Origin of the sequence: uncultured Bacteroides sp. (assembly GCF_902472605.1) — a bacterium.
In the GTDB taxonomy this organism is placed as follows: domain Bacteria; phylum Bacteroidota; class Bacteroidia; order Bacteroidales; family Bacteroidaceae; genus Phocaeicola.
The window spans coordinates 1-16,287 of sequence record NZ_CABROP010000028.1; the positions used below are offsets into that span (position 1 = coordinate 1).

The following is a 16,287-nucleotide window of genomic DNA, read 5'->3' on the forward strand; positions in this document are numbered from 1 at the left end:
AAGGCTCCGGTGACGGTCGGTCTGTTCCTGACAGCCTTCCTGATAGTGGCGGTGATTTCCGTGGCTACGTTGCTTTGGCAGGTGCACAAGGCTTCCCGCATCAATCCGAGTGAAGTAATGAAAAGTGAATAATAAAAGAATGAATTTATAATGATTGCACATTATTTGAAAGTAGCTTTCCGCAATTTGTGGAAATACAAGACACAGCATCTGATTGCGTTGGTCGGAGTAGGGGTAGCCTTGCTGTGTTTCAGCATTTGTCTCTACGTGGTTCGTTATGCTTTCAGCATGAATCATTGTTTTGCAAACTATGAACGGATTGCCGAACTCAATATTCGTGACATGAAAGAAGAGAAGGTGTTGAATTGTACTCCTGCGACGTTGGCCGAGGAACTGCGTCTTCAAAAGCCGGATGGGATTGAGGCGTTGTGTGTGGTGGATTATTCACCGATAGAACGTCCTTTCAACGTGGAGATGCCCGACGGGAAGCAGTTACCTTATTCCTTCGCCGTGGCAGAGACGGATTCTTCCTTCTTTCAGGTACTGACTCCTCAAATTTTGTGTGGTTCGGCTGAGGTAGCTAAGATGATGCCAAATTCATTGGTTGTGAGTGAGAGCATGGCACGCCGGGTATATGGGGATATTCGTCAGGCGGTAGGAAAACAGCTGGTACTGATGCGCCGGTTGTACACTTCGCCGGATTCTACTCCACGTACCGGTGGAACGGTTTATACCATTCAGGCAGTGATTGAGGATATTCCAGAGAACAACAGTATTGCTTTTATGGAGCATCTGGATATGTTTTCCCTCAACGATTCGGAAGGAATCATCCAGAATGATGCCCGTTATGCCATTATCAGTTCCTTTACGTATGCGTTGCTGCGTAAAGGTTTTACTCCGGAGCAACTCAATGAGTGGTTTTATCGCAGCAAACAGACGCATCGGATGCAGGATACAAGCTTTGCGGTGGAAGCTCATCCGATGGGAGATAGGGGCTGGAATGGGGGACTGCTTCGTACGATGGTATGGACTACGATGGTAGCCGGGGTATTGATTTTGCTGGTGGCCTTGCTTAATTTCTTTCATCTGCTTGTGGGGTCTTTTCTTACTCGTATGCGTGAATTCAGTATCCGGCGAATGGCGGGAGCGTCCGGAGGCAGTCTTTTCGTCCAACTGTTCACACAGTCTGCCTTGTTGGTTTTGCTGGCCGGCTTGTTGACCGGTGTCTGCATTGAGGTGATGGCTCCCTGGTTGAGGCTGGAAATGGCCGGTTTGTCTTTGCAGTTTGATACTTCTCTGCTGATGGTACAGAGCTTTGAGTATCTGGCTGGCCTGTTGGGAGTATGTGCTTGGGTGTGTGGAATAGTCGTGTGGAAGGTACGTCGCACGCAGGTGCATGCGGGGGTATCGGGCGGTGTACACCGGGGAGGAAAGAGACGGATGCGGAATCTGTTGTTGGGAGTGCAGTTGTTTATCTGTTGGGTTTTTATCTCACTGGCAGCGGCACTTTATCTACAGTCGGATAAAACAGGGCGTACCTTGTTCGGGACATTGAGTTTGGAGGAGAAAGAGCAGATTTTGAGCATTCCGATGGATTTTTCCTTTATGAATGCCGTGCAGAAGCAGGATCTGATACATCAGTTTAAAAACTTGTCGGGAGTCGAAGAAGTACTTCCGGCCGACATCAATTATTTGGGAGGTGTTTCCGGTACGGGTATGTATACGGAGAAAGACAATAAAGACAGTTATGTGGATGTAAATGTGATGCGTGTAACTCCCGGTTTCTTTCGTTTCATGCACATTCCGATGCGGTCGGGACATACGCTGCGTGAATCGTCTGATTTGGTGATAGACGAGGCTTTGTCTCGTCGTCTCGGAAAGGACATCATGGGGAAACCGCTTTATAATTATGACGGAGATGCCTACACGGTTAAAGGAGTGTGCCAGACATTTGTGTCCAGTGTGTATTATGATAGTGAAGGATTTATATTCCTTCTGAGCGGGTTCGACGATTACTGTGGGCATTGTTATGTGAAATGTAAGGAGGGGCAGACGGAAACCGTATCTCAAGAGGTCCGGAAGATACTGAAAAAAACGTTGCCGGAAAGTGTGGAAGTGAAGGTCAGCACGTTCATGGACGACATCTGTGAGTCACAGGCGCTTGAGTTCAAGCTCCGCGGAATTGTATTATTCTTTTCGGTAGTGGTGCTGGTGATTTCGTTGTTGGGCGTGTATTCAGCCGTGACCATCGACACGGAATATCGGCGGAAGGAGATGGCTATCCGAAAGATTAACGGTGCCGGAATGCGTCAGATAGTCTGGCTGTTTGCCCGGCTTTATGTGACTCTACTGACGGTGACGGCTGTGTGGGGATTTGTGTTGGTTGAATTCTTGTTGAGGCAGTTTAGTACCTTGTACACGGTGTTCTTCCGGCATGGGGTGGCTTTCTATTTTTGCCTCTTCCTGTGTGTCTCCTTGTTCGTCGCCTTCACAGTGGCTTTCCGTATTTGGCAGGTGTCCCGGGTGAATCCGGCAGAAGAAATCAAGCGGGAGTAATATAATAGTATAATAACCTAAAATGAATAAATAACCATGAGAAAACAAGTATTAGCCTGTCTGCTCTTAGGTGCATTGGGAGCGCAGGCACAAGAGAAATTTGTAGTGGAAGGACAGTTGAAGCACATTCCCGATGGAACCGTGTTCAGCTTGATGAAGCGAGAGGGGAATGTCGGGAGTATGGCGGCTACCGACACGTTGCGGAACGGCACATTCCGTTTTGAGCTGACTACCGCCGGAAACGGGCTGGAACGCTATGATTTGATGGCACATGACAAGACGAGTTTTCCACCCATGTCGCTCAGCTTGTGGGTGAATCCCGGAAGTCGTTTGCTCGTACAGGGAGAAAATCCGTATATCTACTCTTGGACGGTAGAGAGCGATGTGAAGGAACAACAGTTCCAGCAGCAGCTGATGCAGGCTTCCCGCAAGGAATGGGAAGAGTTTCAGCGGTTGTCCATGCAAGAGTTTGAACTGATGAGGTCGGCTGCACAGGGAGGAAACAAGGAACAGGCTCGTGCAAAAGCAGATAGTCTGCAACAGCTGACGGATAAGTTGAGCGATCAGATTACGCAGCACAATATCGCACTTATGAAACAGTCGCCGGTCAATGCCGTCTGGATGGATGAATTGTATCGGATGGGGATGTCGGTGAAGTTCCGTAAAGACTATCCGTATAAGGAAGACGTGCGGCAGTTGTACAACCGTTTGGATGCTGCACAGAAAGAGACTTCTGAAGGGAAGAGCGTGTACCTGGCTTTGAATCCGCCAACCGTGGTCAAGGCGGGCGAGGAAGCTGTCGATGCGGATATGTATGATTTGGAAGGCAAGGTTCACCATTTGGCAGAGTTTCGCGGAAAATACGTCCTGCTGGATTTCTGGAGCCGGGGATGTGGCCCTTGCATGATGTCGCAGCCGGAGCTGAAAGAAATCAGCGAGATGTACAAGGACAGCCTGGAGGTGGTCAGTTTGAGCATTGAGAACCGGAAAGGATGGGAAGAGGCTTCTAAAGCGCATGCCATGACTTGGAATAACTGGAACGATTTGGAGGAAACCAATGGATTGTATGCCCGTTATGGCGTCAGAGGTATTCCCCATTTTGTGTTGATTTCTCCGGAGGGAAAGGTAGTTGACAGTTGGAGTGGATATGGAAAAGGGCTGTTGAAGCTGAAAGTCAAAGGCATGTTGGCTCCCAAACAGCCGATGCGTATCGAATGGAAAGACGGTCACAAACTGGTGCATCATCCGCGGAAGAAAACAGAGAAAGTGGATGTGCTGACCATCCGTCAGGTGGAACTGACTGACTCGGCTACGGTGCTTCGCGTGCACGCACGGTATATTCCAAACTATTGGATTCGGCTGGACAAAGCGACTTTTTTGATGTCGGACAAGGGGGTGAACTATCCGCTCCTGCGCAGTGAAGGTTTCGCAATAGACGAGCAAGTGTTTATGCCTGATAGCGGAGAAATGGATTTCACGCTCTATTTTGCTCCGCTGCCGAAAGATACCCGTTGGTTTGACTTTTCGGAAGGCGAGCACGTGGAAGGGGGATACTATATCGAAGGCATCCGTCTGACAGAATAATAACGTACTAAAATTGACAATGGATGATACTGAGTGTTACACTGAAAATGATTTTGCGAAGCTGGTGGCGGAACAAGGTGTTTTTCCTTGTTTCGGTAGCCAGTCTGGCATTGGGATTAGCCTGTACCAACTTGCTGATGACGTACTTTGTGCACGAGCATGGGTTGGAAGGGCGTAATCCGGACCGTGACCGTATGTTTTTCCTACAGCAGGATGACCCGATGGCGGAAGGGAAACGGGTGGCGTATGCGGCGGCTGAGATTCCTCCACAACTGAAGGAAGGTTATGCGGAAGTGGAAGATTTTTTACGCTTGGGAAAACTGGATATGCTATATTGTAAGGTGGATGGACAGAAGGTGGAGAGGGATTTCATGCTGATTTCGGCGGATACGACTTTGACTCACTTTTTTGACTATCGTACGGCGGAAGGCAGCTTGGAGCAGGTACTTCGTCAGCCGGGGAAGATGGCCTTGAGTACGGCATGTGCCCGTAGCCTTTTTGGAGAAAGGCAAGCCATCGGAAAGCAAGTGGAGGTGCATTTGGCCTACGGGGGTACCCGTACCTATGAAGTGGCGGCGGTGCTGAAGGAGCGTGAACAGTCGCTCCTGCAATTTGACATGCTGACTGCGAATGATCCGGATTTGTTTTGGGGAGGCCCTACGTTGCTGAAGTTGACTCCGGGTACGGATGCCGCTCGTTTGGCCGATAAACTGAATGCGGACAAGGTGCCTACATTTATGCCCGGTCAGACGAAATATTACCTGGATCCGCTGGATGCCATTTGTTTCACGACTCCCGACGATGCTTCCCAGCAGACACTCGACTTTGTCAGTCAGACACCCGTGCAGACTCTCTATATCAGTCTGCTGGCAGCCGTACTGATATTGGTCATTGCCTGCTGCAACTATACCAACATGAGTTTGAGCCGCTTGCTGCAACAGCTGCGTATGATTCATGTGGAGAAATTGATGGGGGCTACCTTGCGCAATATTCGTCTGCAACTTTTCGGGGATGCTTTCCTGACGGTGGTGCTGGCGTTCGGACTGTCCATTTTGCTGGTGAACGACTGCTTGTCCCTGTTTAATGACCTGTTGGGTTCGCGGTTGACCATGACGTTCTTCTTCAGTAGTCAGATGCTGCCGTGGTTACTGTTGTTTATCTTATGGATGTCGGTAATACCGGCGTGGTACATCAGCTATCGTTTGTCACGCTTGTCGTTTACGGAATACCGTACGCTTTACAGTGGCCGGCGCAAGCAGCGCTTTGTGGCAGTATTGGTAACGGTGCAGTTTGTGATTTCCATCGGTTTGTTGCTGGCTACGCTGACAGCCCGCAACCAGATGGAACTGACCCGCCAGCGGGCTTCGCGTTACGAAGGCTGCATTGAGATAGGAGATGCCTTTGGGGCCCCGTTGGCTCCTTTCAAGGCGGAACTGGAGAAACGGGTGAAAGGCATTGAATCCATGACACTTTGCAAATCTTCGGTACTCAGTGCCTGGATACGTCAGTTGAATGTGCAGCGTCCCGGTGGGAAGGAAGTGCGTACCAATCTGCTGACCTTGGAAGGCGACTCCACTTTATTGCGTACCTTGCGCATTGAACAGTTGAGTGGAGAATCTCCTTCCCGCCTGTTGGAGCGTCAGGCCTCTCCGGTACTGGTGAACGAGAGCTTTGTTCGGCTGTTAGTGCCTGCGGGTACGGAGGTCGTGGGACATGCCTTGCGTGAGTTCGATACGGAGACTCAAGATAGTCTGGCGGTAATAGGCGGTGTGGTGCGTGATTTTTCCATCAATTCACTGGAGGAAGCTGTAACGCCCCTTGTCATCACACTGCTGTCGGCAAGTGACTTGCAGAAGGGGTCCTATCTGCAACTTCGTTTTCGTCCGGAAAGTCGTGAGGCGATTTTGCGACAGATAGAGACGGTATGGAATGAGATGAATCCCAACCAGCCTTTCAGATACACGGACATGCATCAGGAGTTTATGGCACGCAATCAGAAAGTGCTTTCCTTGTCGCATATCCTGACGTTCTATGCCGTCATCGGTCTGTTGCTGACAGGCTTCGGGTTGTTTGGCATTGCCTGGTATGCTACCCGTCAGCGGATACGTGAAATCAGTATCCGCAAGGTACATGGGGCCACACGTGGGCAAATCATTTGGCTGCTCAACAAGCCGTTCTGCCTTTATGCTATCGTAGCCTATGTGGTAGCTATGCCCGTTGGCGGGTGGTTCATGCTGCATTGGCTGGAGCAGTTTGCCTACCATGCCCCGCTTTCGGTCGGACTCTTTGTATGGCCGTTGCTGGTGGTGTGGGGCGTTTCGGCGCTCATCGTCTGTCTGCAAGGTTGGATATTGAGTCGGGTAAATCCGGTAGAGTGTATGAAACAAGATAATTAATTAATAGTCAAGAATGGAGACTGATAATGTGATTCAATTAAATTTTAAGTGTATGATTAAGACAGAAAATTTACAGAAAGTGTTCCGCACGGATGAGGTGGAAACTTGGGCATTGAATAATGTAAGTATCGAAGTAAAAGAAGGGGAATTCGTGGCCATTATGGGCCCTTCCGGTTGTGGAAAATCTACCTTGCTGAACATCTTGGGATTGTTAGATAACCCCACCGGAGGAAAGTATTATCTGAACGGGGTGGAAGTGGGCAGCTACACCGAATCGCAGCGTACCTCCTTGCGTAAGGGCGTGATTGGCTTCGTGTTCCAAAGCTTCAACCTGATTGACGAGCTGAACGTATATGAGAATATTGAACTACCCTTGCTGTATTTAGGAGTGCCTTCGGCAGAGCGTAAGCGGAAGGTGGAGGCAGCTATGGAACGAATGGGGATTACGCATCGGGCCAAGCACTTCCCGCAGCAGTTGTCGGGAGGTCAGCAGCAGCGTGTGGCCATTGCCCGTGCGGTAGTGTCGGGCCCGAAACTGATTCTGGCCGACGAGCCTACCGGTAACCTGGATTCCAAGAACGGACGGGAAGTGATGGAGCTGCTGACCGAGTTGCACAAGGAAGGCACTACCATCGTGATGGTGACACACTCGCAGCACGATGCCGGTTTTGCCGACCGCGTGATCAACCTCTTCGACGGACAGGTGGTGACGGAAGTCAACCTGTAAGGAGCAGGTTGCGCCTTTCTATAACTGTTTCTTGAACCGACCGGGCGACATGCCGCTGTGACGCTTGAAGAACTTGCTGAATGCGGCCTGGTCGGCGAAACAGAGTTTTTCGGCTACGTCCTGTACGGAATAGGCCGGATTGAGGAGGCAGATTTTGGCCTCTTCCATCAGGCTTTCATTGATGAGCTGGTTGGCCGATTTGCGGTAGGCCTTTCTCAGTTTGGCCGACAGGGCGTCGGGCGACACACAAAGTTGGTCGGCATACCATCTCACTGTGTGATGAAAGCGGCAGTGGGTATGCATCAGGTAAAGAAAGCGGGGAAGCGTATCGTCCCATGGGAGGACGGGCTCTTCTTCGCTTTCCTGTTTATAGGTACGGAAAATGATGTTCCAGATCTCCAGTACCAGGGAACGGAGCGTGTTCTCCAGAATTTCATGCTGAAAATTGTTTTCTGTCTGTGCAAGGGTGTGCCGCAGGATGTCAAACAAGACCCGGATACGGGTGATGTCGTCTTCCTTTAGCGTAAGGAAGGGCTCTTGTACATAGCGGTAAATGTAGGGTGTAACCCTCGGTCGGATACATTCTGCCGCTTGCAGGAAGAGTTCCCGGCGGGTAATGAGCAGGCAACCTTCAAACTGGGCATCGGTTTTCAGGTCGGTCCATTGGTGAGGTTCGATAAATTCAATGTAGGCCGGAGCTTGGATAATCACGCGGTTTTCGGGAGTTTGCAGGCTGAGTTCCCCTTTTAGCATGAGCAGGGAAACCGTGTGCTGGGTATCGATAGTACCTTTTCGGAAAACCTCTTCGCCTTGTACATGAAAAAGGCCCATCAGCTCGTTGTAAATCATTCCTTCCTCTTTTCCCCCTTCGGAAGACAATGGCTGAAGCCATTTGGTAAAAGCATATTCTCTCATCTTATTGTATGGTTGTATTGTATTTGCGCGTCTAAAGTACGTACATAAATCTATGCCTGAAAGTCTTTTTATATGTTTTAGAAAACGTAAACAGAATAAATGCTAAAGAATGGATTCGGACAAATGTTCTTAGGATTGGGACAAATGCCTTGGTAGAACAGGCTTCTAAATTTGCACCTGCTATAACAACAGAATGAGTCAAATCAACTAAAAAGAGAACAAGATGAAAAAAGCATTTGTTTTTGTCGGAACGTGTCTTGTGACTTTACTGGGACTGCTGACGGCTTGTACACAGTCGGCCAGTACTTCGCAGGAGAGCGGATACAAGACCATGACCGTAAAAAAAGAAAATCGTCTTCTCACCAACAGCTATTCGGCGGTAGTGAAGGGAAGGCAGAGTGTGGAAATCCGTCCGCAGGTGAGCGGCACGATTACCGACATTTGCGTGAAGGAAGGGGCCAAGGTGCAGAAAGGGCAGGTACTCTTCGTCATCGACCAAGTGCCCTATCAGGCAGCCTTGCAGACGGCAGTAGCTAATGTGAAGAGTGCGGAAGCGGCGGTGGCTACGGCTCGTTTGACTTCGGACAGCAAAGAGGAACTCTTCAAGGAAAAGGTGGTTTCTGATTTTGACCGTCAGACGGCACGGAATTCCTTGCTGGAAGCAGAAGCCAGTCTGGCACAGGCCAAGGCAGCCGAGACCAATGCACGCAACGACCTTTCTTATACCGTGGTACGAAGCCCGGTGAATGGAGTGGCAGGTATGTCATCCTATCGAGTAGGGGCCTTGGTCAACTCGTCCATTACCACTCCGTTGCTGACAGTCTCCGACGATGAGGAAATTTATGTGTATTTCTCCCTTACGGAAAACCAGATACTGTCGCTGGTCCGACAGTATGGGAGTGTAGAAAAGGCGCTGGCAGGCATGCCTAAAGTGTCGTTGCTGCTGAGCGACGGTACGACGTATGCCCATGAGGGTACAGTGGATGCCATCAGCGGTACTATCGATACAGAGACCGGAGCCATCAGTCTGCGGGCCGTGTTCCCTAATCCGGAAGGCATGTTGCGCAATGGAAGTACAGCTACGCTGGTATTGCCTTATACCAAGAACGATGTGCTGGTGGTTCCGCAGGAAGCCACTTTTGAAATCCAGGACAAGGTGTACGTGTATAAGGTGAACAAGGAAGGTAAAGCCGAATCGGCTCAGGTGACGGTCTTCCCGCTGAACAACGGACAGGAATACATTGTGGAGAGTGGCTTGCAGGAAGGCGACGTGATTGTGGCCGAAGGGGCCGGATTGATTCAGGAAAATACGCAGATTCTTTCCGTACATACTGAAAAATAGGAGGGTGCCATGAAACTGAAGACTTTTATCGACCGGCCTATCTTGTCGTGTGCCATTTCCGTGCTGATTCTGATATTGGGAATCATCGGTCTGAGCAATCTTCCCATGGAGCAGTATCCCGACATTGCACCGCCTACCATCATGGTGTCGACCACTTATACCGGTGCCAATGCGGAAACGGTGCTGAAGAGTGTCATCGCTCCGCTGGAAGAAGCTATCAACGGGGTAGAGAACATGACGTATATGACTTCTACGGCGACCAATACGGGGTCGGCTTCCATTACGGTGTATTTTGCACAAGGGACCGATCCGGACATGGCGACCGTCAACACGAAGAACCGTGTGTCGGAAGCAGAAGGACTGTTGCCGGCGGAGGTGACCAAAGTGGGAGTTACCGTGGAGAAACGCCAGAACAGTATGGTGAAGATTCTGGCACTGTACAGTCCTGATGACAGTTACGACCAGAATTTTATCAACAACTATTTCAAGATTAACGTAGAACCTCGTCTTTCCCGTATCACGGGCGTCGGAAATGTGAACGTGATGGGAGGGGATTATGCCATGCGTATCTGGATGAATCCCCAAAAGATGGCCCAGCATCAGCTGGTGCCGGCCGATGTCATCGCTTTGCTTGATGACCAGAACGTGGAAGCGGCTACAGGTACGCTGGGCGAGGATTCCGAAAATACATTTCAATACACGTTAAAGTACCGGGGTCGGTATGAAACGGCAGAAGAGTTTGGCAACATGGTACTCAAGGCCTTGCCTTCAGGTGAAGTGCTCCGCCTGAAGGATGTGGCCGAGGTGGAATTAGGTGCCCAGACTTATGCCTATAACAGCCAGATTGCAGGCCACCCCGGTGCTACGTGTATGATTTCGCAGACCGCCGGCTCAAATGCCAACGAGATTGTGAAGGAGGTGGATGCCCTAATGGCAGAAATCTCGAAAGACTTGCCAAAAGGGTTGGTGCTGACCGACCTGATGAGTACGAAGGACTTCCTGGATGCGTCAGTGCATGAAGTGGTGAAGACCTTGATTGAAGCCATCATTCTGGTGGTATTGGTGGTTTATTTCTTCTTGCAGAGTGTACGTTCTACCATCATTCCTTCGGTATCTATTATCGTGTCGTTGGTGGGTACGTTCGCCTTCCTCTATGTGGCCGGATTCAGTCTGAACCTGCTGACCCTCTTTGCTCTGGTATTGGTGATTGGTACGGTGGTGGACGATGCCATTGTGGTGGTGGAGGCCGTGCAGGCCAAGTTTGACGAAGGTTACCGCTCTCCTTATAAGGCGACGGTGGCTGCCATGGACGGTATCTCTGCGGCCATTGTCACTACCTCATTGGTGTTTATGGCGGTATTTATTCCTACCTCGTTCATGGGAGGAACCAGTGGGGTATTCTATACGCAGTTCGGTCTGACCATGGCGGTGGCAGTGGGTATCTCGGCCATCAATGCTTTGACCCTCAGTCCGGCGTTGTGTGCCCTGATTATGACGCCTCACATGGACAAGACAACGGGCGAAAAGTTGAGCTTCTCTTCTCGCTTCCACCATGCATTTGAGGCTTCGTTCAACCGTTTGGTGTTGAAATATAAAAACGGCGTGTCGTTCTTTCTGCGGCGGAAGTGGATAGCCTGGGTTTCCTTGGTGGCCGTTTGTGCCTTGTTGGTTTTCTTCATGCGGACCACAAAGACGGGACTGGTGCCGGATGAGGATATGGGTACAGTCTTTGTCAATGTGACCACCCCTCCCGGAAGCAGTTTGGCACAGACCCGCAAGACGATGGAAATGATAGACAAGCGTATTCGTGAGATTCCGCAGATAAAGACGTATTCCAATGTGACGGGTTACAGCATGATGGGCGGACAGGCCGCTTCAGGAGGTATGTTGATTATCAAGCTGAAACATTGGGATGAACGGGGGAAAGCGGAGGACAATATCAATGCAGTGATTTCCGCCATCTATCAGCATACGGCAGACATCAAGTCGGCCAAGATTTTTGCCTTCGCCCAGCCTACCATCATGGGATATGGTATGGGTAGCGGTTTCGAGATGTATGTGCAGGACCGTGCCGGAGGCAGTGTGGACGATTTGCAGAAATACACCCAGAATTTCATTGCAGCCCTCAACAAGCGGCCTGAAATTTCCATGGCCTATACCACTTTTGATACAAAGTTCCCGCAGTATATGGTAGAGGTGGATGCTGCGAAGTGTCAGCGGGCAGGGGTCACCACATCCGATGTGTTGAGTGTGCTTTCCGGATACATCGGAGGTAATTACTCCTCCAACCTGAACCGTTTCTCCAAGTTGTATCGTGTCATGATTCAGGCACGCAAGGATTACCGTCTGGACAAGGAGTCGCTCAACAACATGTTCGTACGGACCGAAAGCGGGGCCATGGCGCCCGTGGGACAGTTCATCACCCTGACCAAGGTGTACGGGGCAGAAACACTGACACGGTTCAACATGTACACTTCCATTCCGGTGAACGGAATGCCGGCCGACGGGTACAGTTCGGGAGATGCCATTGCAGCCATCGAGGAAGTGGCAGCGCAGACTTTGCCTACCGGCTATGGATATGAGTTCAGCGGTATTACGCGTGAGGAATCCGGCAGTACAGGAAATACTGTGATTATCTTCATTATCTGTATCGTGTTCATCTACCTGATTCTGTGTTCACTGTATGAGAGTCTCTTCATCCCGATGGTAGTGATTCTGGCTGTACCTTTCGGACTGATGGGAAGCTTCCTGTTTGCCAAGTGCTTCGGATTGGAGAACAACATCTACATGCAGACCGGATTGATTATGTTGATTGGTTTGCTGGCAAAGACGGCGATTTTGCTGACTGAATACGCTTCTGCCCGTCGTCGGCAGGGAATGAGCATTGTGCAGGCTGCCGTGGCGGCTGCCGGAGTCCGTCTGCGTCCGATTCTGATGACGGCGCTGACCATGATTATCGGCTTGTTCCCGCTGATTGTCGCTACGGGAGCCGGAGCCAACGGAAACCGTTCGTTGGGTGTCGGTACGGTAGGAGGAATGCTGGTCGGTACGGTAGCCCTGCTGTTTGTGGTGCCGGTATTGTTTACCGTGTTCCAGGTGATTGAGGAAAAGGTGATGCCGCGCCGACATAGAGAAGAGGATACGGATGCCTGAGGTCCGACCGGAAATAGTTAATCTATTAAAGACGATTTTGATATGCAGAAAAATATAAGTCATTTAGGAATGCTCGTTTGCCTGGGCAGTATGTTGACTGGGTGTGGCATTTATACCAAATACCAGCAGCCGGAAGTGCAAACCGACGGACTGTTTGGAACGCTCCCGGAGGAGGTGGATACCACCTCCTCACTGGGGGATTTGAAATGGCAGGAATTGTTTACCGACGTTTCTTTGCAACAGCTTATTGAACGGGCTCTGGAGGCCAATACGGATTTGAATGTGGCTCGTCTGAAAGTAGAGGAAGCACGGGCTTCGCTGGTCTCGGCCAAGCAGGCTTATCTGCCCTCTGCACAGCTGGATCCGGAAGGAGCGTTGAGCAGTTACGACGGGAGCAAACCCACTAAAACGTACACGTTGGGGGCTTCTGCCAGTTGGGAACTGGATTTCTTTGGGAAGCTTACCAATGCCAAGCGGAAGGAACGGGCGGCATTGGAACAAAGCGAGGCGTATCGGCAGGCGGTACAGACTCAGCTGATTGCCACGGTGGCGGAAAGTTATTACACCTTGCTGATGCTCGATGAGCAGGTGGCTGTGACGGAAGAAACGGTGGAGAGTTGGAAGGAATACATCCGTAGCCTGAATGCCCTGATGCGGGCCGGACAGGCCGACCGTGCGACGGTAAATCAGGCGGAGGCTTCCCGTTTGAATACGGAAGCGTCTTTGCTCGACTTGCGGCAACAGGTGACCGAGATGGAGAACAGTCTTTGTAGCCTGCTTTTCTGGACTCCACAGCACATTACACGCGGCACACTCAGCGAGGTGAATTTCCCGCAGACCCTGTCGGTAGGAGTGCCGTTGGATTTGCTGGCCGGTCGTCCCGACGTAAGACAGGCGGAAGCTACGCTCAAGCAGGCCTTCTATGCCACCAATCAGGCACGTTCCAGCTTCTATCCCAGTGTGACGTTGAGCGGTGCGGCCGGATGGACCAATAGCGGAGGAGCGTTGGTGACCAATCCAGGTGCTTGGCTGCTACAGGCAGTAGGTTCGCTGGTACAGCCCCTCTTTCAGCGCGGACAACTGATGGCCAACCTGAAAATCAGTAAGGCGCAGCAGGAAGAGGCTTTGCTTCAGTTCCAGCAGACGTTGCTGGATGCCGGTACGGAAGTGAACAACGCCCTGAACCAGTGGCAGACGGCTCGCCGGAAAACGGAACTTGACCAGCAGCAGGTGGGGCATTTGTCGGATGCACTGCACGATACAGAACTGCTGATGGAGCATGGGACAATAAATTACCTGGAGGTACTGACAGCCCGCCAGTCGTTGCTGACGGCACGGTTGTCGCTGGTGGCTGACCGAAATTCAGAGATTAAAAGTGTGATTACCCTCTACCATGCATTGGGGGGAGGATGTGATGAGGAATAAAAATAATACACGATGAAAAAACTGTTATATGTAGGAATGTGCTTGTGTGCACTACTCTTTTTGTTTTCTTGTGACAAGGAAGATGTGAACGGCTATACGCCCCTTCCGAAGATTCATTTGGGAGAAACTTTCAGATACCGGTGTGGAGAGGAGAATTATACCCGACTTGAATATGATACCTTGGGGCAGGCGGCCGTATTGAACTTTTATAAAGACGAAGTCACCTCATTGGATTACGTGGATTATGACGAGAACTCCTGTACTTTTTCCTTTCATAAAGGAGAAACCGGACTGTACCGTATCAGCTGGGATTATACATCAGAGAATCTTTTGCGGATATTTTACGGGCAGAACGGAATGTGGTATCGGATGAATACGAACGGTACCCATGAATATGTGTTGGAGGCTAACGACGGGATGGCCGTGAAGATGGTGGTCTACCGTGCCAGTCAGGATTCCATACATTGCACCGTCAATCGTTTTTGTATTGAAGAATACAAGGCGGAAGAATAAACAGAGTGACCGGTTGCCGGTCTGCCTTCATCTTCCTGAAGGCAGTGCCGGCAGTTCGGCCTCTATACGATTTTCTACGTTGTCAGGTAGTTTAGAGAAGAAATCCATACCTGTCACTTTCTCTACTGAATCGACCGGTACCAGGTATTTTTGCAGGGCCTGATGATGGGCCTTGTTGTCGAACAGAAAGCCCATGGCGATGGGATTTTTCCGGTTGTAAATCAGTACTACCTTGAAGAAACGGTCGGGTACGGCCACCCGATGCTCTCCGATACGCTTCGGCTGTTTCTGGTCATAAATCGGACCGCAGGCAATGTACACCGTACCGTATTTCCGTGCCCAGCTGCGGCACAGTTCTTCCAAGTCACCCCAGTCGTCACGGTTCAGTTTCTGGTTCTGCGGACAGATGTTGCTCATGTAGAACGATTCTTCCATGGCCTTTTTACTCCACTTCATGTCGGCCGCCGGTGCCATGTGTCCCCGGTCGTAACCGGAGTGCGTATAGTCCGCATGCTCCACGCGCGGTTCGGGTAAGTCCGGATCGGGCACGAAGCGGTTTTTCCGCTCCTCGTCTCCTTTCGTTTCCTGGCGGGTCAGTTCCCAGGCCACCCAGTTGGGCGTCTTGTAGAAATTATTGTACGACACCGTGTAACCTGTGCGTTGCAGTTGGATTTCCTCCCGTTTTTTCAGTACGACCGGAATCTCCAGTTTGCTGCTGATGCGGTTGGCGGATGAGGATGAAACGGTTTCTTCATCTGCGTCTTGAGTCGTCCGTTGGGAAACTTCGTCCCGGGCCTTTTCCAATGTCTCTGAAATTCCTTTTTCCAGTCCTTTTGCTTCGGGTAGGTTCTGCTGGTTTTGGTAGAAGTATGCCCCTCCGCCGAGAATCAGCAGCAGGAGGATGAAACCTTTTAACGAGCCGGTGGAAGAGCCTCTTTTTTTCTTTGCCATAGTACGTGCGGTTTAAACCAGTTTGAAACGCATCCGGAAGATGCCGTCCTTGTAGTCGTGACTGATGATTTTGAAGGTCCCGATTTCCGAGGTGTTTTCCACGTGCAGTCCGATGCACAGGCATTCGTCATAGTCACCCACGTGTACCACACGTACTGTGTCGGAAGCCCCTTCAGGCAGGCGTTTCAGGTCGAAGCGTCCGGCAGCATCTTCCTGGGTTGTGAATTCCGTAGTGACCGGCAGATGACGGGCGATGACCTCGTTGACGGTGTTTTCAATGCGGGCGATGTCTTCTTCAGTAGGAGCTTGTGGAAGGGCGAAATCAAGTTTGCTCTTCTTCCGTTCAATGTGGGCCGATACCGCCCGTCCGCATCCGAAAAGATTGACCATCGTGCGGTTGATAATGTGTTCGCAGGTATGCATGGGAGGGTATTCCTGCTTGTGGTGTTCGTTAAGTTGAGTAGTTTGTTCCATAATCATTCTGAATTTTGGGGCAAAGATAGAAAATAAGCCGAAATATGTCACTTTTTGGCCGTTTTTGAGGTCTGAAAAAACGCACTTGCGTTTAAGACAAAACGTCCTTGTGTTTTACTTGAAACGCACTTGCGTTTGGACTCAAACGTACTTGCGTTTTGGTTGAAACGCACTTGTGTTTTTTACCCTCGTTTTCAGCTGTTTTTCAACATGTTTTTTCCTTCTTGAAAGGCAATGGGTAAGCACTGGAG

At 50.5% G+C, this 16,287-nt stretch carries 11 protein-coding genes; 8 read left to right on the top strand and 3 right to left on the bottom strand.

All coding sequences use genetic code 11. The features are described from left to right. The first annotated feature begins 150 nt into the window (after positions 1-150). From RDP42_RS07945 to RDP42_RS07960, 4 genes are read left to right on the top strand one after another with little or no spacing between them, the layout of a single operon-like run. Positions 151-2,556: an FtsX-like permease family protein gene (locus RDP42_RS07945; protein ID WP_308763249.1), complete on the top strand. Its 2,406-nt coding sequence runs from the start codon at positions 151-153 to the stop codon at positions 2,554-2,556. Between the two features lie 36 nt (positions 2,557-2,592). Then, positions 2,593-4,140: a TlpA disulfide reductase family protein gene (locus RDP42_RS07950; protein WP_308763250.1), complete on the top strand. Its 1,548-nt coding sequence runs from the start codon at positions 2,593-2,595 to the stop codon at positions 4,138-4,140. Positions 4,141-4,163: 23 nt separating this feature from the next. Then, positions 4,164-6,536, top strand: coding sequence for an FtsX-like permease family protein (locus RDP42_RS07955; RefSeq protein ID WP_308763251.1), 2,373 nt, complete (start codon positions 4,164-4,166; stop codon positions 6,534-6,536). 52 nt (positions 6,537-6,588) lie between these two features. Then, the gene (locus RDP42_RS07960) at positions 6,589-7,263 is read left to right on the top strand and encodes an ABC transporter ATP-binding protein (RefSeq protein ID WP_148328041.1); all 675 of its coding nucleotides are present in this window, start codon (positions 6,589-6,591) and stop codon (positions 7,261-7,263) included. An 18-nt stretch (positions 7,264-7,281) separates the two neighbouring features. Here RDP42_RS07960 and RDP42_RS07965 read toward each other — a convergent pair whose 3' ends face one another. Then, positions 7,282-8,178, bottom strand: coding sequence for a helix-turn-helix transcriptional regulator (locus RDP42_RS07965; RefSeq protein ID WP_308763252.1), 897 nt, complete (start codon positions 8,176-8,178; stop codon positions 7,282-7,284). Positions 8,179-8,401: 223 nt separating this feature from the next. Between RDP42_RS07965 and RDP42_RS07970 the strand changes: the two genes are divergently transcribed. The 4 genes from RDP42_RS07970 to RDP42_RS07985 are packed head-to-tail and all read left to right on the top strand — an operon-like array spanning position 8,402 to position 14,611. Continuing rightward, a complete protein-coding gene (locus tag RDP42_RS07970) occupies positions 8,402-9,520 on the top strand; it encodes an efflux RND transporter periplasmic adaptor subunit (RefSeq protein WP_308763253.1) in 1,119 nt (372 codons plus the stop codon). A gap of 9 nt (positions 9,521-9,529) precedes the next feature. Continuing rightward, the gene (locus RDP42_RS07975; RefSeq protein WP_308763254.1) at positions 9,530-12,673 is read left to right on the top strand and encodes an efflux RND transporter permease subunit; all 3,144 of its coding nucleotides are present in this window, start codon (positions 9,530-9,532) and stop codon (positions 12,671-12,673) included. A gap of 42 nt (positions 12,674-12,715) precedes the next feature. Then, positions 12,716-14,098 carry a TolC family protein gene (locus RDP42_RS07980; RefSeq protein ID WP_308763255.1) on the top strand — a complete coding sequence of 461 codons (1,383 nt, stop codon included), beginning with the start codon at positions 12,716-12,718 and terminating at the stop codon, positions 14,096-14,098. Between the two features lie 12 nt (positions 14,099-14,110). Further along, complete coding sequence (locus RDP42_RS07985; RefSeq protein WP_308763256.1) at positions 14,111-14,611, top strand: hypothetical protein; 501 nt, start codon at positions 14,111-14,113, stop codon at positions 14,609-14,611. Between the two features lie 27 nt (positions 14,612-14,638). Here RDP42_RS07985 and RDP42_RS07990 read toward each other — a convergent pair whose 3' ends face one another. Both RDP42_RS07990 and RDP42_RS07995 read right to left on the bottom strand, forming a co-directional pair. Beyond that, on the bottom strand, positions 14,639-15,562 hold the full coding sequence (locus RDP42_RS07990; protein WP_308763257.1) for a DNA/RNA non-specific endonuclease: 924 nt from the start codon (positions 15,560-15,562) through the stop codon (positions 14,639-14,641). 12 nt (positions 15,563-15,574) lie between these two features. Further along, on the bottom strand, positions 15,575-16,036 hold the full coding sequence (locus RDP42_RS07995) for a hypothetical protein (protein WP_308763258.1): 462 nt from the start codon (positions 16,034-16,036) through the stop codon (positions 15,575-15,577). Positions 16,037-16,287: the final 251 nt, after the last annotated feature.

Excerpts from the sequence above, each read along its gene's own strand:
- RDP42_RS07945 (WP_308763249.1), top strand. The coding sequence starts at position 151 with ATGATTGCACATTATTTGAAAGTAGCTTTCCGCAATTTGTGGAAATAC.
- RDP42_RS07950 (WP_308763250.1), top strand. The coding sequence starts at position 2,593 with ATGAGAAAACAAGTATTAGCCTGTCTGCTCTTAGGTGCATTGGGAGCG.
- RDP42_RS07955 (WP_308763251.1), top strand. The coding sequence starts at position 4,164 with ATGATACTGAGTGTTACACTGAAAATGATTTTGCGAAGCTGGTGGCGG.
- RDP42_RS07960 (WP_148328041.1), top strand. The coding sequence starts at position 6,589 with ATGATTAAGACAGAAAATTTACAGAAAGTGTTCCGCACGGATGAGGTG.
- RDP42_RS07965 (WP_308763252.1), bottom strand. The coding sequence starts at position 8,178 with ATGAGAGAATATGCTTTTACCAAATGGCTTCAGCCATTGTCTTCCGAA.
- RDP42_RS07970 (WP_308763253.1), top strand. The coding sequence starts at position 8,402 with ATGAAAAAAGCATTTGTTTTTGTCGGAACGTGTCTTGTGACTTTACTG.
- RDP42_RS07975 (WP_308763254.1), top strand. The coding sequence starts at position 9,530 with ATGAAACTGAAGACTTTTATCGACCGGCCTATCTTGTCGTGTGCCATT.
- RDP42_RS07980 (WP_308763255.1), top strand. The coding sequence starts at position 12,716 with ATGCAGAAAAATATAAGTCATTTAGGAATGCTCGTTTGCCTGGGCAGT.
- RDP42_RS07985 (WP_308763256.1), top strand. The coding sequence starts at position 14,111 with ATGAAAAAACTGTTATATGTAGGAATGTGCTTGTGTGCACTACTCTTT.
- RDP42_RS07990 (WP_308763257.1), bottom strand. The coding sequence starts at position 15,562 with ATGGCAAAGAAAAAAAGAGGCTCTTCCACCGGCTCGTTAAAAGGTTTC.
- RDP42_RS07995 (WP_308763258.1), bottom strand. The coding sequence starts at position 16,036 with ATGGAACAAACTACTCAACTTAACGAACACCACAAGCAGGAATACCCT.